The organism is Schleiferilactobacillus harbinensis (genome assembly GCF_008694105.1).
Lineage (GTDB): Bacteria > Bacillota > Bacilli > Lactobacillales > Lactobacillaceae > Schleiferilactobacillus > Schleiferilactobacillus harbinensis.
The window spans coordinates 2,591,655-2,614,960 of sequence record NZ_CP041364.1 but is presented as its reverse complement, the minus strand read 5'-3'; the positions used below and the strand labels follow the sequence as shown (position 1 = coordinate 2,614,960).

The window sequence follows — 23,306 nt, the reverse complement described above, 5'->3', positions numbered from 1 at the left end:
TTATCCCGCCCTTCAACGGCTGCCTATACCATTTCACATGATTACGATAACACGGCAATACGTTCAACAACAAGACGGAATTGCCCTGACGCGATGCCCCACTGAGCGGAAGAACCTTGACGGATGGTGCCAATACGAGGAAAATGCGCTTTGCGGAGTTAAAAACACGGTCTGGCCGGTAGTCCAGACGCAGCCCTCGGGCTGTCAGTATCCCTCCTTCCTGGATGTCCATACTTCGTGAATCGAAATTAGGAGGGGTTAATTTGACAACAACCAGTCAGTTAACAGTGTTTTTCGATCAGGCATTTTATCGTGGTGTTTTTGAACGCACCATCAATGGCCATTATCAAGCCGCAAAAGTGACTTTCGGTACGCAGCCGCCGACGTACAACCAAATTCAATCCATGATTGCCGGCCGGTGGTCAACACTGACTTGGGCTAGTGGTGACCAGACAACTGCGTTAGCCAACTCGGCGCAATCGACGCAGCAGCGCAAGCGTCAAGCCCGCCAGGCGATACGCGGCCGGGGCAGCAGCCCGCAGGCCAAACAGGTTTTGAAGCTGGCGCATAAACAGAATTTGGTGCTTAAGAAGAAGCGCCGCAAGGAAACAAAACAGGCCCATGCGCTCAAGGTACGGTTAAAGAAACAAGAAAAACGCCTTGCAAAACATCGCGGCCACTAAGGCATCGATAATGAAAAATCCCACCCAGCACTTAACGCTGGATGGGATTTTTTTGTTTTCTAGTATCGTCACGCTAACTGGATCGTGGCAGCAATCAGCGTCTTCAACTGTTTGAAGCCTAAACGCTGATAAACCGTACCAGCAACCTGCGCATTCTGCTGACTTTGCACCAGAATCACTGAATTCACACCACTAATTTGCATGTCCTGCCAAACAGCCGCCATGAGTGCTTGCCCCCAGCCCTGATGTTGCGCTGCCGGCGCCACCGCGACATAGAGCAGGTGGCCGACGTGGTCGATATCCACTTCGGCCAAGGCATAACCGACGGGCTGCGCATCTTGCCAGGCCACCCATAAGGGCCGCTCCACTGAGACATCAGTCACTGCGTCACCGGTGAAGAACTGGCGATGCAGTTGCAGCACCTGTTGCTGCTGATCTGCCGGCAGTGGCGCCGTATAACGCTGAATTTCTTTTCTAATCATTGTCGCTGGAATAGCCTGCATTTGCCAAATCGTGTGTCGACTCAATCGCGCGCCATACTGCGCTAAACTGGCGCGTACGCGGCTATTTTCCTGACCAAAAAAGAAGTTCACATGCGCTGGCCGCTTCTTGATATGCATCATGACAGCATCCACGGCGGTAGTGATGGCAGACTGCGTGGGCACTGGCAAAAACGGCCCCCAGACTTCGACGGTCCAAATATTATCTTCGCTGTATTGATCTAGCACGGCGAGACCATTCGCTGGAAGCGCCACGGCCTCGACGCCGGACTCTTGCAGAGCCAGTGTGATCCCTGCCTCGGTATCAGGCACATAAGCACTATACTGCGCCGGGTCTTGATTCAACTGCCAAATAGTCCGAGCTGCCGCGGCCGTCATCGGTCTACTCCGCTTCCTGGCGCTCGCGCCGAGTCTTGTTGTACGCCATCAAGAAATAAAATGGGACCGCAATGGCCAGGGCGCCAAAGCCCCAAGCAAACTGGATCAGCGTCACTTGGGTCAAAAGCCAAATACTGACCACAATGGCCAAGACGGGAATCACCGGACCAAACGGCAGGTGGAAGTTCGACGGGACACCTTTCTTCGTCTTCATGAAGACCAGAACCGCCAAACAGGTGGGAATATACTGGGCAAACCGGGAAATAGCGCTGATTTGTGCTAAGTAGTTAAAGGTCCCGGACAGCGCCACGATCAAGCCGAGGGTGGAGGAGACGATGATCGATACCCACGGACCGTCTTTTTTGTTCACCTTGGCGAGTGCCGGGGGCATCATGCCGTTTTCCGCCAGCGCTACCCCGGACCGGGGCGTGATGTAGCTGGAGGCGACCAGCAATCCGCCGGTGGACAGCAGTGTGCCAGCCTCGACCAGCGCACTGCCGAAACTGCCGGCTACCCGGCCAAAAGCAGCTTGGATCGGGGTGGTGGAATTCGCTAAGTCGGCGCCCAGAATACCGGTGCAGACGACTTGAATCAATAAGTAGAAGGCCAACACGATGAGCATCACGATCACCAGAGCGCGAGGCAGGTTATGTTCCGGATCGCGCATATCACCAGCGGCGACCACGACGCCTTCAAACCCGGTGAAGGCATAGAACATGGTGACGGCGGCGGGGCCAAAACTGCCGCTAGTGTAGTGCCCGCCCGGGAATAATGGCGTAAAATTGCCGCCTTTGATGAACCAAATACCAATGGCAATGAACAGCACCAGCGGAATCAGCTTGGACACCGTGATGACGTTGTTCACGACCTTCGATACCCGGACGCCGGCAATATTCATGATCGCCAGCAGGATAATCAAAGTGGCGGCGATCACGTCTTTCCCAATCGTCGTGGCGGCATACGGGAAGATCGAACCCAGCGCAGTCGTAAAAGCGACGGCCATGGTAGCTTCCGCGATGATCCGGATCGCCCAAGTGACAAAGCCGACTTCGAAACCGACAAAGCCGCCAAAGGCATCCTTGGCGTACAAATACGGGCCGCCGTTGGCTTCAAAATACGTCGCCGACTTGGCAAAACACAACGCGATGGCGAAGACCAGCAGCGCGTCGAAAATCAGGACAAAAATACTGGCCGTCCCCATTAATTTAGCGGCGGCGTTGGGCAGCAGGAAAATACCTGAACCAATAATGCCATTAATGCCTAGAAGAATAATACTTGAGAAACCGAGTTCGTTTTTCTGATCTGTGGCTGCTTTCATTTAAATCACGCTTTCTTGCCGGCCCGGGCGACCAGATCCTGGAATAAAGCCAGGGCCGCTGGATCCCGCTGCCACATGTTTTCCGGGTGCCATTGGACGGCCAGGATATCGTCGCCTTCTTGCAGTTCGATGGCTTCAATGACGCCGTCCGGCGCTGTGGCGGTCGCTTTAAACGGCGTGGCCACGGCTCGAACAGCCTGATGATGGCGGGAGTTCACTTTGCTCTTGGCACCGATAATGGCGTTGATCTGCGACCCGGGGGTAGTAGTCACATGGTGGGTCGGAAATTGGCCCGGTGCTTTCTGACTGTGCTGAATCTGGCAATCGGGATCCTGGGTACCCAAATCTTGATACAAGGTGCCGCCAAACGCGACATTGATGATCTGGATGCCCCGGCAGATACCGAGTTGGGCCTTATGCTTCAATGCGGCTGCCTTGATCAGGGCGATTTCGTATGCGTCCCGCTCGTAGTTGGTCCGGCCGATTTGGGGAATGGGCTCTTCACCGAATAACGTGGGGTCAATGTCCGGCCCACCAGGAATGACCAGGCCGTCAAACGTATCGACCACGGCCTGAGCGGCCTCCGCCGCCTCGGCAGGATCCTCCGGGAATGGCAAGACGATGGGAATCCCCCCAGCCGCCAAAATACCCTCTACCAGCTGGCGCGGTGCAAACGGTGCGATGTTTTCGTTGATCACCGGCGATGGCTTGACTAAGGAATCTGCTGTAATCGCAATAATTGGTTTCACGATTTTCACTCCATTCGTTACTATTTTTAATAATGCGCTCATTTTAGACCGCCAAACGATGAGCGTCAAGCCTTTTATTCAGATCTATATTCGGTTATGTGAATTAGAAAAAATCTTGGCAACGGTCGGTGGATTCGGTATAGTCGAGTCAGACATACTATTGGAGGAAACTATCATGTGGATCGACTTTTTGCTTATCACCCTGCGCTTCTGTGCGCTGGGCGTGCTGGCGACGCTGGTCGGGTTAGGCTGGCTGGCCGCGGAGAAGCGCTGGCGCCGTGCCGGGCACGATGCGTGGGTCAGTCTTATCCTGCTGATCCTGGCTTACGCCACCCTGTACTTTCTGCTGCCGGAACCGAGCCTGGCTACAACGATCATGGCCAACTTAGGCAGCTTCGTTATTGCGTGTATCGTGCAGTCGCTCTTCCTGGGCGCCATCAGCACTAAGGAATTTGCTACTCTGGTGACCGGGGATAAAAAGGCCCGGGCCGCTCGCCGGGTGATCGGCGATTCTAAACCGAGCAAATTATTCAATCGCGGTATCGGTCTGGGCATCGGCCTGGCCGTTTTGGCTGTGCTGATTTTTTCCCTGATGAACGTTTTGGACGCCAAGCGGGTGGCCCTGAATGCCCCGGTAACGACGTATGCCTCCACGGCCAAGGCCCCGCTGCCGGAAGTAACCGATACGAAACGGCAGGCGCCGGTGGTCAATACGCCAGCCACGGTCTTGACCCAGGTCAATAACTCCTTGAGCAATATCCCCAACGCCAACGTCTACTCCGTGGACCATGTCCGGGCCCAGGTCTATCGGAATAAGCTGGTCTATGTGGCGCCGCTGGACTTTGATGGCAGTTTCTGGCGCTATTTGCGGTATAAGCAGGTGGACGGCTACTTTATCACCGACGCCACGAATAAGTCCGCCGATCCGAAATTTGTGAAAAAGCCCATGCGCTACACCCCGGCGGCCTACTTTGGCCGGGATGCCCAGCGGCTGATGTACGCGGCCACCGCTAATTCCGGTTACGTGCTGATGAACAACGCGCCCCAGCTGGAAGTGGATGACAGCGGCAACCCCTACTACGTCAGCACCCTGGTCCAACGTTACGGGGTCACGAATCGTCAGGATTACCGGCATAAAGGCGTAGTCACGCTGAACGCCGTGACCGGCGCCCTGCATTTCTACAAAAACTTGAAGGATAAGCCGAAATGGCTGGACGTGGCGGTGGATCCCACCACCGCCAGCGGTCAGATCGGGGCCTGGGGCCGGGAACGCAACGGCTGGTGGAACGCCAACGGCTTCGGCGGTGCGCGCCAAGGTGTCATGGTGGCCGTGACCGGCGCCGGCACCGAGGGCGATGACGAAGACGTCACGCCGATGCTGTACAACGGTCAGATCTATTATCAGCAGTCCCTGACCAGCGCCAAGTCCGCCCAGACCTCCGTCATGGGCTACGCCTTCACCGACGCGGCCACCGGCAAGAGTTACTACTATAAGGAAAATGCCGACGCGATGACCCCGGACCGGGCCCAGCAGCTGGCGAAGGACATGATGAAACAGACTGGCTGGAAGCCGAAGATGCCGATGCTTTACCGGATCGCCGGCAAGCCCACGTGGGTCGTTTCCATGCTCGATACCAGCAACGCCTTCCGCAGTTACGTCTACTTGCTGGCCTCCGGTAACGGCACCCAGAATACCGTGGCCACCGGTACCGACGCCGACACGACGCTGACCAAGTACCTGGACCTGTTCGGCGACAGTTCGGCCGCCACCGCCAGCGGCGGTAAGAAAGAGAAGGTCCAGGGCACCGTCTTCCGCACCAGCATTGACGGCGATACCCTGTACCTGATGCTGAATGATAAAAAAGTCGTCTACAGTGTGCCGCTTAAAAACGATCCCTTCGCCCGCTTTATTCAACCGGGCGACACCGTCAGTTTCACCGCCCGGGTCAGCGACACGACCGGGTTAGCAACGACCAAGGTAGCAGACGACAAGCTGCCGCAGTAAGAAAGCCGGTGAACGCATGGATTTCGATTTTTCAGAGTTAGAGAAAATGAATGCCGCCGCTGAATTCAACGGTGCCCTGGCGGTGACCGCGCCGGACCGCGTACTGTATACGGCCAGCCGCGGCATCGCCGATTATGCGACGGGTACCCCCTTCACGTTACAGACCACCAGCGGCATCGGCTCGGTGAGCAAGCAGTTTCTCGCCACGGTCGTCCTGATGCTGGCCGCCGAAAAACGGCTGCACTTGACGGACAAGCTGGCCGAGTACCTGCCGGAATACCGCTTTGCCGATCAGATCACGCTGCGCCAGCTGCTGAACATGGCCGCCGGCGTGCCGGATTATGTGGACGCCGTGGTGGACCAAGTCGTTGCGGGCCGGCCCATCGCCACCCCCGACGAAGATCCCCAGGTGAACCGGGCGGTGGGCGAAAACATCCCGCTGACCCAGGCGTTGGCCCTGATCAATCCGCTGCCGCTGACCTACACGCCGGGCAGTGAGAGCCGTTATTCCAATTCCAACTACTTGCTGCTGGGGACGGTGGTGGAACGGATCCTGGGTGCACCGTTAAACGCGATTTTTGCCCAACGCCTCTTTGCCCCCCTAGGCATGACGCAGACTAAATTAGGCACCCAATACGCCCAGGCCGACAGTTATCTGCGCACGGCCGACAACCGCTTGATTACCATTGGCCGCGGTCACCATACGGCCGGCGACGGTGGGATCGTCACGTCGATCACCGACCTCACTCGCTGGGCCCAAGCTATTTTGCAGCACCGCTTCCTCGGCCCTGCCGTGTGGCAGGAAGCGATGACGTTGTATAAGGATTTCTACGGCTTTGCCTGGCTGCGGCGCGCCGGATGGTCCTGGCACGGCGGCCGAGTGCTGGGCTTTCAGGCGGACATTTACGTCGCGCCCGCGCAGCAGTTGGCGACCACGTGGATGTATAACGTGACGCCGGTGGATGATCCGCGGTTGGCGACGTGGTATCAGCAGCGGGATGCGTGGCACGCACGGTTACTGTAATCAACATATTATCTACGCCAGATCAGTGTATTTGGCGCAGATAAAAATGAGGCTGAGCCCGTGATGGGGAACAGCCTCATTTCTATTTTCCGGGTTAGGCAAACAAGCAGCTTACTTCGCTGGTGCAAACGTGCCATAGGTGACCGGAACGAATTGGCCGCCTAAATCAAAGTAATATTGACCGCCAATCTGCATCGTGCCGTACGCTAACCAACGGGAACCAGCCGGCAGGGAACCAGCGTACTTCAGTGTCCCATTACTCAGGGTGTATTTCGCAATGCTCCAACTCGGATGCGCAGCGTACCTCACCGTGAAGACGCCGCGGCCCAGTTTGCTGGGATCAGTTGTCGTACTGGTGCTGCCGGGCTTTGCCCCAGTCACATCCTCAACCTGCAAAATCTGATCGCTGCTGACAAAGTAACCAGTCACTCGGGTTGTGCCATTGGTGGTGACGGTGCCGTAGCGCCAGCCCGTACCATAGGCCAGATGACCATTCACTTTGCCGGTCTTCCAAGAATATGTATCCGCACCCGCTTTATTCGCCACATAAACCACGCCGTTTTGCTTCTGAACGGTAGACACACTATTGGGATCGGTCGTCACATCGGCTGCGGCGACGTATTGATTGCCGCCGACGTTGTAAGACAAATCACCGCTAGCCGTGGTTATCTTAGTAAAAGCCCGCCAGCCACTGCCAAAGGACAGTGTGCGACCGGTCTTCTTGGTTAACTGGGCATCCGAATAAACCGGGGCGCTGGCCTGTTTGACGTACACTGCCGTCGGATTCGGCAGGGCCTCACTCTGCGTCTTTGGGGCCGTCGTCACGGCACTGGTCGCTGCTTGACTGGTAGCAGCCAGCGGTGCCGCCGCTAAGGCAACCGAACTCAGCAAAGTGGCGGCAAGAAGAACATGTTTACTCAATTTCACTTGGTAAAACTCCCTTCCTGGTATGCCCTTATTTTAGACCCTCAACGGTCAGAATAAATCACCTTACAGAAATGTAAGATTGTACGCAATCAACGCCACTGAGCGGCTTATCTACGCCAAATTGGCCGAAATGGCGTAGATAAAAACTCGCTGGCGAGATATCAAACACTGAATACCCAAAAAATGCGTGCTTCCCAATCACGGGGCACGCATTTTCTAATTCCAATTATAGACGCACGATCTGGCGACTGATCTGCCCGGTATGATCCTGACGAATCACGGTCAAATTACCAAACACTGGAATATCATCCACGAAGTACAATAGATTACCGACCGTGGTGTTTTCTTTCTGCCATACCACGTAGAGCTTGTCGCCCCGCGGGGTGGTCAGCCGCACGCCGTAACAATAACGCGGATCAATCACTTGGGCGGACGTATTGCCAGCCTGACGCGACGTCAGCAGCGAGACGTCCTGCCAGATACCCGTCGGCGCGATGACCAGATCGTTGAAGCCACGGTCTGTGAAATCCTGGGTCAGCGTCAGCCGCTGTAACTTGCTCAACTGGTTATACTTGGGCGAATATAATTCGTCGCTGACGGTACCGCTGGCGGCATGACTGATGATGGTGGTTGACCCAGCCTGCCAATGTCCAGCCCCCTGAGCCGTCACAGTCAACTCTGGCGCAAAGTTCAGCGGAATCGTCATCTGGTTTTCCCCCGCCGCCACCGCACTATCCAGGGCGATCCAGGTATGTTCTTCCGTCAGCCAGATAAACTGGCGGGTGATGGTACCCGGAGTCCCGCCAGCAGGCGCGACGCGGTAAACACTGGTCACGACGCTCAAACCCGGCCCATGGAAGACCATGCCGGCCTGAGGTTCAGCCAAAGATTGGAACGACCAGCTGTCTGTCGGCGGATCGTAGTTTTCGCCATTAAGCAGGACCGTGTTGTGCGCGGCGGCATCCTTCAGCGCCCGCCGCTCCGGACTGTCCACGTAAGTGTAGCGGCCGGGATCAACCACGACGGACTGCCCGCCCAACACCAGATCGAAGTGGCCGAGGTTGGCGTGACCGTGGCCGCTGCCGATATTGCCGTTGATCACATGCCAGTAATCCGCGTCGCTTTCCCACGAGGAGCGGCCGAAGTAATTCCCGCTGGCTGGACTATCCACGACCTTGTGGATCGGGTAATAGTTGAAATCAGTGAGATGGAAATGACTCAGGTGGCCGATGCTGACTAAGAGATAGTCCAGCGTCGGCGCCATATGGGGCGTGAGCGGCGTGGTGCGATGCAGACACATGTTGGCTGTCTGGATCAGGCTGTCGATCTGGACCGCATCACTATCCCCAACCTGCAGCAACTGGTGATTCGGCAGTACATACTGGGCGGCAAAGTCGTCCATCGCCAGCAACTTGCGGGTCACCAGCTCCGGTACTGGTCGGCGATAGCGGTCAAAGGCAATCTGCACCGCCAACAGATCCCGCCAAACCTCCAAGAAGTACAACGCCGATTGCTCCCAATGAACGCCGTCATCGGTGATCTGCAAATCGCACATGGTCTCTAATTCCTGCATCGCCCACTGCATATCCTCGGCAGTCAAAGACCCCGGGTGCAGCACGCCGTAGACTAGGGGGCCGGTAACGATCAGCACGCCCCAGTTGGATAGCAGATAGTGGTCGGTGAAATGCTCACGCAGATAGGCCATCTGCTGAGTCACGGCGTCTTGAATCTTGGCCTGGTCAGCCGCCGTGAGCATTTCTGCCTGCATTAACGCTTCCACCACCGGTGCCCAATTCATCAGCCGGATGCCAGTATCAATTGTCCGCCACGTCTTCGGCAGCGTCAGATTGGCGTCGATCCAGGCGATGATCAGGGTCTTGGCGTCTGCCAGATACTTTGGATCATCCTGCGCCTGGCTGGCCAGCAAGAGATCCAGCAGATATTCCTGCCGTTTCAACATATACAGCCACTCGGGATCGCCGTTGGGCGTCTGCTGCCACGTGATGGGGTCCATGTGGTAAACCACATTGGTCGGCTCCATATCGTAGGGATGATCATAAATGAACTCCCGCTGCATCACGCGGTCGGCGTTCTCGATGGCGGCCGCCGGGTCTAATCGCCGCTGGGCGATCAAGTGCTGGACCTGCTGCGGCCAACTTTCTTCAATTGCCATGACTTGTTTGCTGCTTTCTAAAATGTCCTCAAATGCATACACATCTGGTCTATAGTGTTGCTTCAAATTTAGACCATCAAGAGGACAGTGTTTAATCGATTTCGTCAAAACGCCGATATTCCCCCAGCTGAACAAGCCAGCTGGGACAGTGACCGACTGGAGAATCATCTCTGAATGGTTGCCCATTCTGGCGGTGGCCCCGCCGCAAATGCGATTAAATTCTGGACCGCATTTTCATCCCGGTTGATGACCAGCCCGCATTCATAACAGCGGTACACGTCATGCTGGTGATAAATGCTGTCGCCTTGGAGCGTCATCTTGCCGCCGTAGCTGTCCTCTTTTTTGATGTAGCCGCAGTTGGAACAGCGCTGAGTCGACGGATAGAACTGGTCCGCGATCACTAGGCGGCGATGGTGCCAAAGTGCCTTGTATTCAACCGCCGTACGGAACCGGCGGAAGAGGCTGCGCTGCAGGCTTTTGACCTTTTTCTTATCCATCATCATGGCACGGACGTTGAGATCTTCCAAGCAAGGAGCGGCGTAATCCCGGATGATTTGGTGGCTGAACTGATGAATCAAGTCGTCCTGCAAAGCGTAGACCTGCTCATAAGTCCGGTTCAGTTTAGCCTTTAGCCGTTGATAATTCTTGGACCGGAAGTGATGAGGATTATCCCGCCGCTTCCGATTCAGCTGCTTTTGGTAAACTTTGATCCGCTGATGCAGGGCTGCCATCCTGGGAGTGAAGGTGTTCACTTCGCCGCCATTCCAACTAAAGTGGCCCACGTTCACGTCGACCGCGACGATGTCCCAACTGTTGGTAAAGATCGGCCGGGGCAGGTTCTCAACTAAGACGGTGATACTGGCATAGAACTTGTTGCCGCGCTTGGTTATCGTCACGGTTTTGATCTCGCCAGTAAAACGCAGTGTCTCGGCCATCTTGATCTTGGTAAACCGGTGAGTGCTTTCATGCGGCTGATCCAGAGTCAGAAACTTGCCGTTCACTGTCCCCCGGTCGGTCGTAAAACTCTGCTTGAGATCTCGCTTGCTGTGAAACTTAGGTTTGCGGGCGTCCGGCATTTTGGGATTGAAAAAGTTCTGCCAGGCCTGATGCAACCGATGGACTGCGGTTTGGAGCACGCGCGCTGACATCTGGTACTGCCAGTCGGCTTTGCTCTTCACCAGTTCGTTGCACACTTTACGCCCACTGGGTCGCAGTTTCTTGTTCTTCATGAGCAGCGATTCTTCGTACATTCCGTCCCAAGTCTCTAGCCCTTTGTTCCAGCAGAAACGGTTGTAGTCCATCAGTTCAGTGATAACCGTGACCATTTCGGCGTTGGGGTAAATTCGGATTTTGTGGGTTTTGATTGGCATTCGATTCACCTCCTCATGTATCAAGGATACTAAATCGAATATACGTTTGTCTTTTTTTGCGCTCACCAATTTGTATCAAGAATCAGTCAGAAAAGAGGCGGAATATGATACAAAACGGTCTAGGCTCCTGATGGTCTTTGATTATCGTTGGTTACATTTGATGGCCTAATCAGCAATCATTCCCATCCTCCTTCCAAAAATGGTGGCGGCCGCTCCATAAGAAAGCGCCGCCACCATCAGTCTACCAGATTAGGAACGGATCGTTCTGCAATTTCAGCAATGCTTCAATGTAGAAGAAATCCGCGTAGATCATATTCACGTCCCGCTCCTCTGCACTGTGGTACATAGCCGTGGCGCCCTGGACGATGCCATCGGCAGCCGGATCGAAATCCGTGTGGTTGTCCGTGACGTGCTTCAGCAGGCGCACGCCGCCGTCCCGATACAGCGCTTGGTCCCCGGCATCACTGACTTGACCCAACAGCAGCAAACCATTGGCCGCGATTACGGCGGCACTGGTATCAGTGTACACCGGCGTGGCCGGCGCACGGAAATCAACGACCACTTCGTCCCCCACCGCCGCGGTATTGGCCAAGAAGTAGTTTGCCACCCGCTTGCTGGCAGCCAGATACCGCGAATCACCGGTATGCAAGTAACTCAGCGCAAAGCCGTAAATGGCCCAGGCCTGCCCCCGGGTCCAGGAAGACTCTGGGGCATACCCCTGCCCTTCGGGATGATGCACCACCGCGCCGGTATCCGGATCAAAGGCCACAATGTGGTACACCGAACCGTCTGGGCGCAGGTGGTTGGCCAACACCGTGTCCGCGTGGGCCACCGCCATTTGGGTGAAGCGAGGATCGCCCGTCACTTGGCTGGCCCAGTACAAGATGTTGATGTTCATCAGGCTGTCGATGATCACCCACCCGGGCCGATTTTCGTTCCACGATACCAGGTAGCGGCCAGTGGGATTGTAACGGCCCGCCAGAATATTGGCCGCAATCAGTCCCCGGACTTTACCCGCCTCGTTTTCCGTTAAGCGATAGTCCGCCACACCGGCATGGAGCCACATGAAGCCGACGTCGTGGTGCAGGCCGACAAACCCGTGGAGCGGTTCGTCTAGCCGATCCGCCTGAACGCGGGCGGCTGCTTTGAACTGTGGATCTTTGGTGTGGGCGTATAATTCCCACAACAGACCGGCGTAAAAGCCGTTGGTCCACCAGTAGGTATCTTCGCCTTTGTCGGTGTAACGGCCGTTTTCCGGAATATAAGGGATTTTTGAACCGATTCGGGGAACCATTTGCTGATACTTAGTCAGACTTTTCTCCCACGCAGTGGCGGCCCAACCGGGAGTCGTGTCGATATACTGTTTCTTTTCTTCTCGCACAGTAATCCTCCTATCCTAATGACCGAAAGGCCTGATGATTATTCATCACGACCAGTTCCGCAAAAATGATGGGGGCCACCATGAACCCAATCGCCGGCTTAGCGGCCAGCAACAGGCAGAATACGCCGAACATCGCGACGTTCAATACCCCAATGAACCAGCGCCGGCCCGTCAGCACGGCGGCTGCCCGGAGCAAGACCCCCAAGCGCACCGTTGGATTGTGGTAGGCAAAGGTCAGGTAATTAAACGCCGTGATTGCCGCGGCCAGACCAACGATGATCATCAAGGGCAGCAGCCACTTGCCGGCTGGCCAGCGGACAAGGACCACTCCATCCACAATGGCCACGTACACGATGGCTAAGAATGCTGCCCAGATACCGCCAATTTTCTTCACTGCCCGCCAGTAGGTGCCAAACAGACGCCACCACCGGGGTAATTCATGCTGGTAAAGAAAGTCGTCAGCGCACTGCGCCAGCACCCACAGGGCAGGACCCAGAGGCAAGAGCGCGAGCAGATACAGCAGGGCATTTTGCAGCGTGAGCGGCATGATCTTCAGGGTGATGACCAGTCCGACGTTGACCAGCAGGAAGAACAGGTTGGGAATGAAGAAGGCATATAGCCAGTTAAACACCCGGACAAAGGCATTGCCCGCAAACTGAGTGCGCACGTGCATGGTGGTCACCTATCCTTTCAAGCCGGACGTCGCGATCCCCTCAACGAAGTATTTCTGTTGCGTTAAGAACACCACTGCTACCGGTAAAATCGACAGCACCGACGCAGCCATGATCAGCGCATACTGGGCATCGTACAGGGAAACGAACATCTTCAATCCCAACTGAATCGTCTTGTTCTGGGTGGAACTCAAGTAGATGAACGGTCCCATATAATCGTTCCACGTATTGACGAAGGTCAAAATCGTCAAGGAAGCGATCGCCGGGCGGGTCAACGGCAGAATGATCCGAGCGTAAATCCCGTATTCATTCAGCCCATCAATCCGCGCCGATTCACTCAATTCTTCTGGAATACCCTCGTAATATTGACGCATCAGGAAGACCCCGAAGGCGCTGAACGATTGCAGGAGAATCAGCGACAGCAAGTTATCCGTCAAGTGCAGTTGGCGCATCATGATGAATTGGGGAATCATGTACGCCTGCCACGGTACGGCAATGGTCCCGATATAGAACAGAAACAGGGCATCCCGTCCCCGGAAACGCATCCGGGAGAAGCCATACGCGGCGAAACTGCTGGTCACCAACTGGATGAAGGTGATCACCACCGATAGGATCACGGTGTTCTTAAAGAACGTGGCCATCGGCACCTGAGTCCAAATCGTCTTGTAGTTTGCCCATTGCGGGTTCGTCGGCAGCCACCGGATCGGTACCTCGAATACTTGGTTATCGAACTTCAGGGAGGAGGAAACCATCCAAACAAACGGAATCATCATGAGAATTGCAATCAGTCCCAGCAGGACATACACGATGATATTGCGGACGAGGTTGGTCCGCTGTTTATAGCCCTTGGTTTCCAGAATGTCTTGTTTTTGTTGTAATTTTGCAGGTTCTGCAGCCATTTTGTTTCCTCCTCTCTTAATTCTTCTTCTGGAACTGGAATTGGATGATGGTGATACCTAAAACAATGGCAAACAACACCAAGGCAATCGCCGACGCATAGCCAAACCGGAAGTTAACAAAGGCTTCGTTGTAAATATCAAAGACCAATACGTTTGTGGACCGGCCTGGGCCACCATTTGTCATCACCTGAATCAGGTCGAACACCTTAAAACTATTGATCGTCGCGATGATTGAAATGAAGAACGTTGTCGGCCGCAAGCCAGGCAGCGTCACATTCCAAAACTGCAGCCACTTATTGGCCCCATCAATTTCTGCGGCTTCATACAATTCAGGCGGAATCGCCTGCAAACCGGCCAAGTAAAGAATCATGTAGTACCCAACATTGCGCCAGATGCTGACAATGATGATAGCCGGCAGCGCCCATTGGGACGTGGACGTCCAACCGGGAGGATTGGTAATACCGATGAAATGCAAGAACTGATTGATCGGCCCTAGCGTCGGGTGAAACAGCATGTTCCACACCACGGCGATGGCGACCAGTGACGTGATATAGGGAAAGAAGATGGTCGTCCGGAAGAACGCCATGCCGCGAATTTTCTGATTCAGCAGAATGGCAAAGAATAACGACAGAACCATCGTGATCGGAACTGTCCCAATCGTGTAGTAAATGGTGTTCATGAAAGAAATCTTGAAGGTTTCATCCCCGAACATCCGGGTAAAGTTAGTGAAGCCGGCCCAGGTGGGGGCGTTGAAGGAATCCCAATTCATAAAGGCCAAGACGAAGGAGAAGACTACCGGAATCATCGTGAAGATGAAGAAGCCGATAAAGTTTGGTCCGATGAACGTCCAAGCGGTGAACAGGTTCTTACGCCTCCGCTGGCGGGCAGACACGCTTTTAATAGGTTTCGTTGCTTGCATAATCGTTGCTGGAAAGAATCCAGCCCCTCCTTTCACAAAACGCGGTGCGTGCCGGGCACCCACCGCGTTTTCATGCGTCATACCGAGCTGGATTATTGCAGGGCTTTAACCCGCGATTCCATTTCCTTAATGCCCTGGCTGACAGTCTTATCGCCAATCATGATCAAGTCATGTTCTTCTTGGAGAATCTTATCAATTTGAGTAGAATTCTTTGCTTGAGGCATTTCGATGCCGATCTTCTTCGGTTCGAAGGCTACTTTAGATGTAGCATCAGTGGGCATGCCTTTCGTTGCAAAGTAGATCTTATTGATCGCATCTGTCCGATAAGCCGGTACGATCCCAATCTTAGCGACAACAGCGGCACCCTTTTCACCAGTGGCCCACTTGACGAAGTCCCTGGCGGCCGCAGCGTTCTTCGAATTCTTATTGATGGCAAAGGCAGTCGGTGAACCAAAAGTAGTAGAATCGCCGCTCTTCAGCTGCGGTACCGGTGCGATGGCCCACTTCACATTCGTTGTGCCCTTATCGGCCGCCTGAATATTGCCGGACATGGCCCAGGTACCCATGATCATCATCGCCGTCTTACCAGTCTGGAATTGCGCAGTGTACGTCGTTTGCGTTGACTTCGCAGTCCCGTAATTCATTTGATAACCAGCCTTTTGCATCGCCAATGCCCGGTCATAGTACGGCTTCATGAATTCATAGTTGGGTTTGAGCAGGTTGTGTCCAGTTTGAGCCCCAGCAACAGCTTGAATGGTCGACCGCCACGTGTGCTGGTAAGTGCCGTAAACCTTGTCGGAACCAGAACCGCTGGTTAACTTCTTGGCCAGCTCTTCGTACTGGTCCCACGTCATGTTGTCCGGAATCGTCACGCCGGCCTTCTTCACTAATTCAGTATTGTAGTAAAGAACCCAGAAGTCATTCCGGTACGGGATGGCATAGTACTTGTCATCGGTCGTCTTTAACGTCGCGATAGTCCCTTGATAATCCTTTGTGTTCAGTTTCTTAACGTCGCTGGTGATGTCCAGCAACTGATTGCGATACGCATAACCGGAGTATGAAAGTAAGTTCTTCATCGTGAGAATGTCTGTCGTGTCGCCGCCGGCCAACATGGTAGTCAACTTGTTGTCATACTGGTCAGCCGCAATGTCGACGTTCTTGATCGTGACATTGGGATGTTCCTTTTCATAAGCCCGGAACAATGCGGCAAACTCAGGGGTGGTATCGTAGTTCCAGGTGCTGACCGTCAGCGTCACTTTGTCGTTCTTCTTGCTGCCGGACGAGGCACTCCCAGAATTCGATGAGCCGCTGCCGCAACCGCTCAGAATCAACAGTGCTGCTGCTGCGAGCGAGATAATAATGCCTGATTTCTTAAGCCATGATTGCATGATAATTTCCTCCTCGTGAATATCGGTACTGTCAAAAGACGTACCTTTCTTTCTGCTTTCCGGGTGCTTTTCTTGCCTTCAGGCAAAAGAAAAACACCCGGATTTTTCTCTTGTTCTGGTATCCTAGGTGTACACAACTACAACTAAGAAATTCCGAAAAGAGGAATCCGAGTGCATACACTATTGATACAGTATTTAATTGAGATAATCAAGTACCAACGCCGTTTAATTATTTTGTTGGCGTTATGGCTGTTCCAGTTCATCAGTAACTCGCGCATGCCCCAGCCAGACAAGCCAATCTACAAACGGTTCAACCAGTTTGAAGTAGACGAAGCAGTGCCCCTGCTGGCCGCAGACATTCAGCCCGAGAAACTGGACTATCAAGAGCTTTTAGCCCAACACCTGACGGATACCGGCAAACCCATCAAGGCTGTGCGTCGACGCAAACCGATTGATTTTCAAGCACTTCGGTGTGCGCGGTGCGACGCACCGAGCGACTACCTTTACGCCAACAACGGCAAAGGCGGTCAGTTAGAGTGCAAGGTCTGTCACTTCAAGTTTCAACGACGCGACGGCGACTACAAGAAGGACGTATCACTGCGCTGTCCGTATTGCACACACGCACTGTACCTGCATAACAAGCGCGTGAACTTCGATGTTTGGGTCTGCCCAAACGACAATTGCTCGTATCGCCAAGGCAAGGTAGCTCAGTTATCACCCAAACAACTGGCCGCGTTCAGTGCCGAACCAACCCGGTTTAAAGTCCGCTATACGTACCGGGATTTTCGTTTTGAGCTGAAGAGTGTCGACGCCGACTCGCCAATTCAAACAACTGTTGACCTGGGCCGGATCCGCGCCACACCGCAAGTATTGGGTCTGGTCTTGACCTACCACATCAATTACGGCATGTCGGCCAGGAAGACCGCGGCCCTGATGTACGACGTGCACGGTATCAAGATCTCGCACCAGACGATTCATAACTATGAAGAAGCGGTGGCCGCCGTCGTTCGTCCTTTCTGGGCGAACTATCCGTACAAGCTGTCTGAGGAACTGGTTGGCGACGAAACCTACATCCGCGTGAAGGGCAAGTGGAACTACATCTTTTACTTCTACGATGCCCTGAACAAGCTGATTCTGGCCGATTACGTCACACCGCATCGCACTAGCGAATCAGCGGCCATCGCGATCAACCAGGTACTGCAGAAGTTTGATGTGATCCCCGAGAAGCTGCGCTTCATCGTCGATGCGAACCCCATCTATCAGGTAGCCCGAATTTACTTTGCCAAACATGGCATCAACTTCGACATCAAACAAGTCATCGGTCTGAAGAACAAAGACGAAGTCTCTACCGAGTTTCGCTACTTGAAACAGATCATTGAACGTCTGAATCGCGAATATAAGGGCCACTACCGCTCAACGACCGGCTTCGGCTCAGCCAAAGGCTCAGCCAGCTACACAACACTGTTCTCAGCGTGTTACAACTTCTTGCGGCCGCACGAGGCGCTGAACTATCACGTCCCTGTGCCAATCGATGCAGTGCTGGCCCACGAGCGGATGTTTGATAAGTGGCTTGCACTAATCGCACTCGCTCAGGAACAGCTGCCTGTCGCTGCTTGATCACCTGACGAAGAAAATCTCAGGCGCTCTATTTGTGTGCGTTAGAAACATTCTAGCGCCGATATCAGTGCATCAATATCGTTTGAATAAGGAAAATCATTCTTTGATTAAACTGATCTCTGCCGCCCACCTCCTGAACCACGGTTTTGACTTTGAACTTCACTTTTCCATGGCGGTTTTGACGTTACCTGAATATCTGCGTCTAGAGCGTTGAGCGTAACCGGAGCGTAACTTTTCCCGAATCCCCGAAGTGATACTGAAGCCGCAACCGAAAAATCTGGTACGGTTGACCGGCATGATCATGTGATGTGAGTTCTTCGACGGTGCAATCACCTCCTAAAGTGTCAATTAATTGCCAATGTGCCCCGAGTTGCAGGACATTGGGCTGGCCGGGCACCGCAACGGGTTTACGGGGCAGAATCAATACTTCAGTCAATGTATTGCTCGGACCCTTGAAATCGGCGGTATCGATCAGCGTAATTTGCGTATCGTCAGCCGTCACGGTCCGGGTCAACCGAGTCAGTTGAGCCTCGACCGGATAGGCCGCCGCGAAGTCGATCACACTGCGGCCGGCGGCGGGCACAGTCAATGTCCCAGCCGTGCTTGGTCCGGCAATTTGTTCCTGACCATTAACCAGGGGCACGCTGTGGCCCAAACTGCGGGGTTCAAGAATGTGGTACCGGGCGGGTTCAACGAAATAATCCCGCGTGTACTCACCGGAACCCAACTCGGTGACCACCGCTTCAGTGGGCGTGATCAGCTCCCAACTGCCCACATCATTGTGGTTATGCGACACGTTGTTGCTCCCCGCTTTAATTGCAACGGCCCAACCGGATCGCCGGGTGAGGTGCCACGCCACATCCGGCAAGACGGTCTCTGCTGGCAGCGGCTGGACGGGCAAGCTTTCGTCCGTCCAGGCCAGATTATGCAGCAGTACGGCGAAGCGGCCGTTTTTGTCCACCCCGGTATAATGCAGCGGCGTGACCAAGGGCGCTTGCAACCGCTGGACGCAATAACTCATCAGCCCGCTGGGAATATTTGCGGAGCGCAGCGGGGTATCGCCGAACTTGACATATTGCCCGGGAAATAACGTGATGTTGTATGGGAAGCGGGCAATGGCCGCTACTCGCGGATCGGTGAGATACCGCTGATCCCCAGTTTGCCGGGCCAGTTGGTCGGCAAAGTACAGATAGTAACCAAAGCCATAGGCCCAGTAGTCCACGCCTTCCTCAGTCGCGCCATCCGGCCCAAAGCCGACGAGAAAATTCTGCAACCCGATATCGACCTTGGCCAAGATACGCCGCAGCTGACTGTCTTCGGGGGCATAGAAGCTCAAGGCCGCCATGCCCACGGAGCCAGCGCAAACCGCTGCCCAATTGTTGTGCAGATAGAGCCAGTGCCAATCATTCATCATGAACGGGGTAAAGATTCGCCGATGCAGTTCGTACTGGACAAAATCGACCAGTTCCGGGGGCAGCTGATCCTGGGCTGCGGCGAGCAAGTAAGCAACTGTCTGCCCGGTTTCGGTAGAAAATAAGTCTAGGAACGGCGCCAACGCGCCAGCGTCCTTAATGCCCTGATTATTACTTTTAAACAGATGAGCCGGCAGAGCCCAGGTCGGTTCCTGACAAATCTGCCAGAGGGCAGTTGCTAAATCGGTTAAGTTCTCAGTGCCCGGATCCAATAACCACGCCGCTCCTGTGATAGCCAACCGTTTCCGGCGGTCAAAGTAATTCTTTTCGTAGGCCGCTCGATCACCGGTTCGATTAAACGCGATAAAATCCGATAAACTCAAGGTCGGCCACGGGGTGGCGTGCTGCTGGGCCGCCTGCTGGCGGATCGTCTCCGCCAAAGCATTATGCATCCCGGTCACGGCCAATGTGTGTTCAATCATTTCCGAACTATCCTTTCTCAATCCAATCCGCCCGGGTCAAACCCATGAAGGTCCCATATACGGTGACCATTTCCCCCAGCTGCAGATGGACGTCACAGGCGATGAGCACTTGGTAGCGGGTCCCCTTCTGAAGGACAACGATGCGGTCTTCACGACCGATATTCTGCCGGTCAGCAGCGTCGGTCTGAACGATCTTTCCAGTCAGCGTAATTCCGGTATTGTAAGGAATCTTCCCTTTTTTGAATTGCTGATTAGAAAACTGTTTAGCTCCTTTTTTTGCTGCCAGAGCCTGTACTTGTTGTTGCTGTTCGGCGGTTTGGGGCGGGGTGAGCAGCCACCAGCCAACCCCCAGAACAAGGACCAGCACTAAGACCCAGCGGCCACCAAAATTTTTCATCCCCGTGCACCTCCTCCAGCACCGTACCGAATTGATCCGCGCACAATCAGTTGTGGGGCAATGAGCGCCGTGGCCGGCGGGATGGTCGGTGCGTCTGCCAAGGTTTGGAACTGTTGAACAATTTGACGGGCCCACTGCCGAATGTCAAAGCCGATCGTGGTTAACCCCGGCACAGCGGTGCGGCCCAATAAACTGTTATCAAACCCGGTAATTGAAATGTCTTGACCAACGATTAAATGCTGATCAAAAGCACCTTTATATATCCCCAGTGCCATGTCATCATTAAAGCAAAGAAATGCGTCGTATTCCTTCAACAGTGTCGAACTGAGCTGTTCGGCGACAGAGAATTCAAACTGACCATCGTACGTGATGGCTGCAGCATCCGCCCCTGGATGATCCCGTTGGTACAAACGCTGGGCCGTCGCTAACCGTTCCCGGTTATTCAGCGACGAACTCCGCCCGGTAAGAATACACAACCGGCGGTGCACAGACTGATTAATTTCGTTATAGGCCAGCGTGATTGCCGCCGCATTGTCCATCGCCACCGAGGAAGTCTGACTTGAATGAGGATGAGTCAAATAAATCGTAGGCGTGCCTATCATATCAATCTGCTTCCGCGCTTCAGGTGATACATTAAAATCAAATACGATGAGCCCGCGGAACAAGTCGGAGCCAATCAGTTCCGGGACGATCCGATTGACCGCCAACAGTGAGTATCCGGTGGCTTGAAATTCATCCTGCACCGCATCCAATAGTTCGTTATTGAAAATCCCGGTGAATGAATCGACTAACCCACAAATAATCGGCGTAGTCCGTTTCGCTAAAATCTGAGCGGACAGATGCGGTACATAATGCATTTCTTCCGCGAGGCGTTGAATTCTTTGCCGGGTCTGACTGCTCACTCCTGCATGCCCATTCAACGCATATGACACTGTTGCTGCGGAAACCCCAGCTTTTAGGGCAATATCATTGAGCGTTGTTTGATGCATTTTCATTCCCCATTGCTCATATTTTCACTTAAGCGCTTAAGCATCTGTAGCGTACTATTGTAAGCGCTTTACGTCAAGCCCCAAAGCAATGTTATTTAATCATTAATTATCCCGACTATTATTCATATGTATCAACAATTGTAAGCATGTGAAATATTAGACGTACAAATTAGTGTCGCTATTTATCTTGTTCCGAATAATTTTACACACGATTTTCAATCAGAATCTGTCTGATGGCATGAAAAAGGCGCTGCTCTTTTCAAGGACAGCGCCAAATCGGTTATTGCCGATAAACAAGATTCTCAGGCCGCACCGCTTGATACAACTGATACGCCCCATCCAGATTGCGCACATGCATAAACCCATTCTGCCGTAGGATCCGTTCTGCAATATACGCCCGCTGACCGCTGCGGCAGCTCACAATGTAGGCCTGACTCGGATCGAGCTCGCCAAGCCGCGCCCGCAGATCATTCAAAGGAATGTTCAGGGCCTTGGGAAAATGACCTTCGGCGACTTCATCGGGATCACGCACATCCAGCAGTATCGCTCCCTGAGCCAACACATCCGCCAGCTGATACCACTGAATGTGCTCACTTAGTCCAGCCATAAGGTTTTCTGCCGCATAACCAAGCATGTTCACTGGATCTTTGGCCGAACCGAATGGCGGCGCGTAGGTTAATTCCAATTCCGGCAGATCGCTGACGGTGAGGCAGCCCTTGATAGCCGTAGCCAGGACGTCGATCCGTTTATCCGCACCGTCAGGACCGACCGCTTGGGCACCGTATAGCTCACCGGTTTTCGGATTGAACACTAACTTGAGGTTCAAGTCGGTAGCGTTGGGAAAATACCCCGCATGGTTTTTCCCGAGGACGTGCACCACTTGCGTGGGCAGCTGGGCCTGTTGAGCGGCACGTTCGCTGAGGCCGGTCATTGCCGCGGTCGTATTGAAGACCCGGACGATGGCAGTACCGATGCTGCCGCGATTTCTTTGGGGCAGTCCGGCAATCACGTCGGCCACTTGCCGGCCTTCCCGATTCGCGGGCGACGCCAACGAGATCAGCGCTGGCTGGCCAGTGATTTGCTGGGTGACGAGAATCGCGTCGCCGACGGCATAGATATTGGGTTGGCTGGTTTGATACTGGTCATCCACGATGATCCCGCCCTTGAAGCCCGTTTTAATGCCGGCTTGCTGGGCCACCTCAGTATTCGGTCGAACACCGACGGAAAGAATTGTCAGATCAGTGGTCAGCGTTCGGCCATCAGCCAGTTGGGCCTGCTGGCCACCGGCCGTAAACGCCGTGACGGCCTGCCCGGTAATCACTTGGACACCATGATCCGTCAGCTCCCGCTGCACGAAGGCGGCCATTTCTTCATCCAACGGCGGTAAAAGATGGGGCGCCTGCTCAACGATCGTCACTGCCAAGCCGCGGTTGCGCAGATTCTCGGCCACTTCTAATCCGATGAAGCCGCCGCCGACCACGAGGGCGCGGCGCGGCTGATTGTTGCGCAGGTCAGTCATGATGTCGTCCAAATCGGGGATATTGCGCAGCACAAAGGCGTTCTTGGCTTCTTTCAATCCTGGAATTGGCGGCACGACGGGACTGGCGCCGGGGGCTAAAATCAGTTTATCGTAGCTTTCCGAGAAAGGCTGGTCAGCCGTGGTGCCGGTCACGATTTGGCGGTGCGGATCAATGGCGGTGACCGTATGATTCGATCGCACGATGAGGTTGAACCGATCCCGCAATGCTTGGGGTGATTCAACGATGAGATCATCCCGATCGGTTATTTCCCCGGAAATATAATAAGGCAGCCCGCAATTGGCAAAGGACACATAAGGGCCCTTCTCCAATACCACGATTTCTGCGGTTTCGTCCAACCGGCGCAAGCGAGTAGCTGCGGACATACCGCCAGCGACGCCGCCAATAATGACTACTTTCATCTCAACAGGCCTCCATTCTGATTACTTGTACAATACCATGCCGCGGCGAGAAGCTGTATCATTAGCTGCGCCAAGTTTCTTTTAA

At 54.2% G+C, this 23,306-nt stretch carries 19 protein-coding genes; 4 read left to right on the top strand and 15 right to left on the bottom strand.

The window, feature by feature from the left end:
* The first annotated feature begins 263 nt into the window (after positions 1–263).
* Positions 264–683 carry a YjdF family protein gene (locus tag FMM01_RS12830; protein ID WP_223849945.1) on the top strand — a complete coding sequence of 140 codons (420 nt, stop codon included), beginning with the start codon at positions 264–266 and terminating at the stop codon, positions 681–683.
* A gap of 68 nt (positions 684–751) precedes the next feature.
* Here the strand turns inward: FMM01_RS12830 and FMM01_RS12825 are convergent, their stop codons facing one another.
* Genes FMM01_RS12825 through FMM01_RS12815 form a run of 3 tightly spaced genes read right to left on the bottom strand, consistent with a single transcriptional unit; the run spans position 752 to position 3,628 of the window.
* Entirely contained in the window at positions 752–1,561 is an 810-nt protein-coding gene (locus FMM01_RS12825) for a GNAT family N-acetyltransferase (RefSeq protein WP_150392779.1), read from the bottom strand.
* 4 nt (positions 1,562–1,565) lie between these two features.
* Positions 1,566–2,879 carry an APC family permease gene (locus FMM01_RS12820; protein WP_146993939.1) on the bottom strand — a complete coding sequence of 438 codons (1,314 nt, stop codon included), beginning with the start codon at positions 2,877–2,879 and terminating at the stop codon, positions 1,566–1,568.
* Positions 2,880–2,884: 5 nt separating this feature from the next.
* Entirely contained in the window at positions 2,885–3,628 is a 744-nt protein-coding gene (locus FMM01_RS12815; protein ID WP_150392778.1) for a gamma-glutamyl-gamma-aminobutyrate hydrolase family protein, read from the bottom strand.
* Between the two features lie 175 nt (positions 3,629–3,803).
* On the opposite strand from FMM01_RS12815, the gene FMM01_RS12810 reads away from it, so the two are divergent.
* Both FMM01_RS12810 and FMM01_RS12805 read left to right on the top strand, forming a co-directional pair.
* The gene (locus tag FMM01_RS12810) at positions 3,804–5,633 is read left to right on the top strand and encodes a hypothetical protein (RefSeq protein WP_150392777.1); all 1,830 of its coding nucleotides are present in this window, start codon (positions 3,804–3,806) and stop codon (positions 5,631–5,633) included.
* Positions 5,634–5,649: 16 nt separating this feature from the next.
* Positions 5,650–6,657: a serine hydrolase domain-containing protein gene (locus tag FMM01_RS12805; RefSeq protein ID WP_150392776.1), complete on the top strand. Its 1,008-nt coding sequence runs from the start codon at positions 5,650–5,652 to the stop codon at positions 6,655–6,657.
* A 111-nt stretch (positions 6,658–6,768) separates the two neighbouring features.
* On the opposite strand, the gene FMM01_RS12800 is transcribed toward FMM01_RS12805, so the two are convergent.
* The 8 genes from FMM01_RS12800 to FMM01_RS12765 form a co-directional block, all read right to left on the bottom strand.
* The gene (locus FMM01_RS12800) at positions 6,769–7,584 is read right to left on the bottom strand and encodes a hypothetical protein (RefSeq protein WP_146993935.1); all 816 of its coding nucleotides are present in this window, start codon (positions 7,582–7,584) and stop codon (positions 6,769–6,771) included.
* A gap of 226 nt (positions 7,585–7,810) precedes the next feature.
* Positions 7,811–9,757, bottom strand: coding sequence for a heparinase II/III domain-containing protein (locus tag FMM01_RS12795; RefSeq protein ID WP_190973368.1), 1,947 nt, complete (start codon positions 9,755–9,757; stop codon positions 7,811–7,813).
* A 164-nt stretch (positions 9,758–9,921) separates the two neighbouring features.
* Positions 9,922–11,127 (bottom strand): RNA-guided endonuclease InsQ/TnpB family protein, encoded by a 1,206-nt coding sequence (locus FMM01_RS12790; RefSeq protein WP_150392774.1) that lies wholly within the window; start codon positions 11,125–11,127, stop codon positions 9,922–9,924.
* A gap of 241 nt (positions 11,128–11,368) precedes the next feature.
* Positions 11,369–12,508 carry a glycoside hydrolase family 88 protein gene (locus FMM01_RS12785; protein ID WP_223849944.1) on the bottom strand — a complete coding sequence of 380 codons (1,140 nt, stop codon included), beginning with the start codon at positions 12,506–12,508 and terminating at the stop codon, positions 11,369–11,371.
* A gap of 10 nt (positions 12,509–12,518) precedes the next feature.
* The gene (locus FMM01_RS12780; RefSeq protein WP_150392773.1) at positions 12,519–13,181 is read right to left on the bottom strand and encodes a hypothetical protein; all 663 of its coding nucleotides are present in this window, start codon (positions 13,179–13,181) and stop codon (positions 12,519–12,521) included.
* 9 nt (positions 13,182–13,190) lie between these two features.
* On the bottom strand, positions 13,191–14,078 hold the full coding sequence (locus tag FMM01_RS12775) for a carbohydrate ABC transporter permease (protein WP_146993931.1): 888 nt from the start codon (positions 14,076–14,078) through the stop codon (positions 13,191–13,193).
* Between the two features lie 16 nt (positions 14,079–14,094).
* The gene (locus FMM01_RS12770) at positions 14,095–14,997 is read right to left on the bottom strand and encodes a carbohydrate ABC transporter permease (protein ID WP_146993930.1); all 903 of its coding nucleotides are present in this window, start codon (positions 14,995–14,997) and stop codon (positions 14,095–14,097) included.
* 92 nt (positions 14,998–15,089) lie between these two features.
* Positions 15,090–16,385 (bottom strand): ABC transporter substrate-binding protein, encoded by a 1,296-nt coding sequence (locus FMM01_RS12765; protein WP_150392772.1) that lies wholly within the window; start codon positions 16,383–16,385, stop codon positions 15,090–15,092.
* Positions 16,386–16,556: 171 nt separating this feature from the next.
* On the opposite strand from FMM01_RS12765, the gene FMM01_RS12760 reads away from it, so the two are divergent.
* A complete protein-coding gene (locus FMM01_RS12760) occupies positions 16,557–18,002 on the top strand; it encodes a DDE-type integrase/transposase/recombinase (protein ID WP_150392454.1) in 1,446 nt (481 codons plus the stop codon).
* Positions 18,003–18,204: 202 nt separating this feature from the next.
* Here the strand turns inward: FMM01_RS12760 and FMM01_RS12755 are convergent, their stop codons facing one another.
* From FMM01_RS12755 to FMM01_RS12740, 4 genes are all read right to left on the bottom strand, one after another.
* A complete protein-coding gene (locus FMM01_RS12755) occupies positions 18,205–19,896 on the bottom strand; it encodes a heparinase II/III family protein (protein ID WP_146993928.1) in 1,692 nt (563 codons plus the stop codon).
* Positions 19,897–19,903: 7 nt separating this feature from the next.
* Positions 19,904–20,293: a hypothetical protein gene (locus FMM01_RS12750; protein WP_150392771.1), complete on the bottom strand. Its 390-nt coding sequence runs from the start codon at positions 20,291–20,293 to the stop codon at positions 19,904–19,906.
* A complete protein-coding gene (locus tag FMM01_RS12745) occupies positions 20,290–21,282 on the bottom strand; it encodes a LacI family DNA-binding transcriptional regulator (protein ID WP_186810128.1) in 993 nt (330 codons plus the stop codon). Before FMM01_RS12745 ends, FMM01_RS12750 begins: the two co-directional genes overlap by 4 nt.
* Positions 21,283–21,562: 280 nt before the next feature.
* On the bottom strand, positions 21,563–23,221 hold the full coding sequence (locus FMM01_RS12740) for an FAD-dependent oxidoreductase (RefSeq protein WP_146993925.1): 1,659 nt from the start codon (positions 23,219–23,221) through the stop codon (positions 21,563–21,565).
* Positions 23,222–23,306: the final 85 nt, after the last annotated feature.

What these genes read in the sequence shown, in the direction of transcription:
- FMM01_RS12825 (WP_150392779.1), bottom strand. Translation starts at nt 1,561, where the DNA reads ATGACGGCCGCGGCAGCTCGGACTATTTGGCAGTTGAATCAAGACCCG.
- FMM01_RS12820 (WP_146993939.1), bottom strand. Translation starts at nt 2,879, where the DNA reads ATGAAAGCAGCCACAGATCAGAAAAACGAACTCGGTTTCTCAAGTATT.
- FMM01_RS12810 (WP_150392777.1), top strand. Translation starts at nt 3,804, where the DNA reads ATGTGGATCGACTTTTTGCTTATCACCCTGCGCTTCTGTGCGCTGGGC.
- FMM01_RS12805 (WP_150392776.1), top strand. Translation starts at nt 5,650, where the DNA reads ATGGATTTCGATTTTTCAGAGTTAGAGAAAATGAATGCCGCCGCTGAA.
- FMM01_RS12795 (WP_190973368.1), bottom strand. Translation starts at nt 9,757, where the DNA reads ATGGCAATTGAAGAAAGTTGGCCGCAGCAGGTCCAGCACTTGATCGCC.
- FMM01_RS12790 (WP_150392774.1), bottom strand. Translation starts at nt 11,127, where the DNA reads ATGCCAATCAAAACCCACAAAATCCGAATTTACCCCAACGCCGAAATG.
- FMM01_RS12780 (WP_150392773.1), bottom strand. Translation starts at nt 13,181, where the DNA reads ATGCACGTGCGCACTCAGTTTGCGGGCAATGCCTTTGTCCGGGTGTTT.
- FMM01_RS12775 (WP_146993931.1), bottom strand. Translation starts at nt 14,078, where the DNA reads ATGGCTGCAGAACCTGCAAAATTACAACAAAAACAAGACATTCTGGAA.
- FMM01_RS12770 (WP_146993930.1), bottom strand. Translation starts at nt 14,997, where the DNA reads ATGCAAGCAACGAAACCTATTAAAAGCGTGTCTGCCCGCCAGCGGAGG.
- FMM01_RS12765 (WP_150392772.1), bottom strand. Translation starts at nt 16,385, where the DNA reads ATGCAATCATGGCTTAAGAAATCAGGCATTATTATCTCGCTCGCAGCA.
- FMM01_RS12755 (WP_146993928.1), bottom strand. Translation starts at nt 19,896, where the DNA reads ATGATTGAACACACATTGGCCGTGACCGGGATGCATAATGCTTTGGCG.
- FMM01_RS12750 (WP_150392771.1), bottom strand. Translation starts at nt 20,293, where the DNA reads ATGAAAAATTTTGGTGGCCGCTGGGTCTTAGTGCTGGTCCTTGTTCTG.
- FMM01_RS12745 (WP_186810128.1), bottom strand. Translation starts at nt 21,282, where the DNA reads ATGCATCAAACAACGCTCAATGATATTGCCCTAAAAGCTGGGGTTTCC.
- FMM01_RS12740 (WP_146993925.1), bottom strand. Translation starts at nt 23,221, where the DNA reads ATGAAAGTAGTCATTATTGGCGGCGTCGCTGGCGGTATGTCCGCAGCT.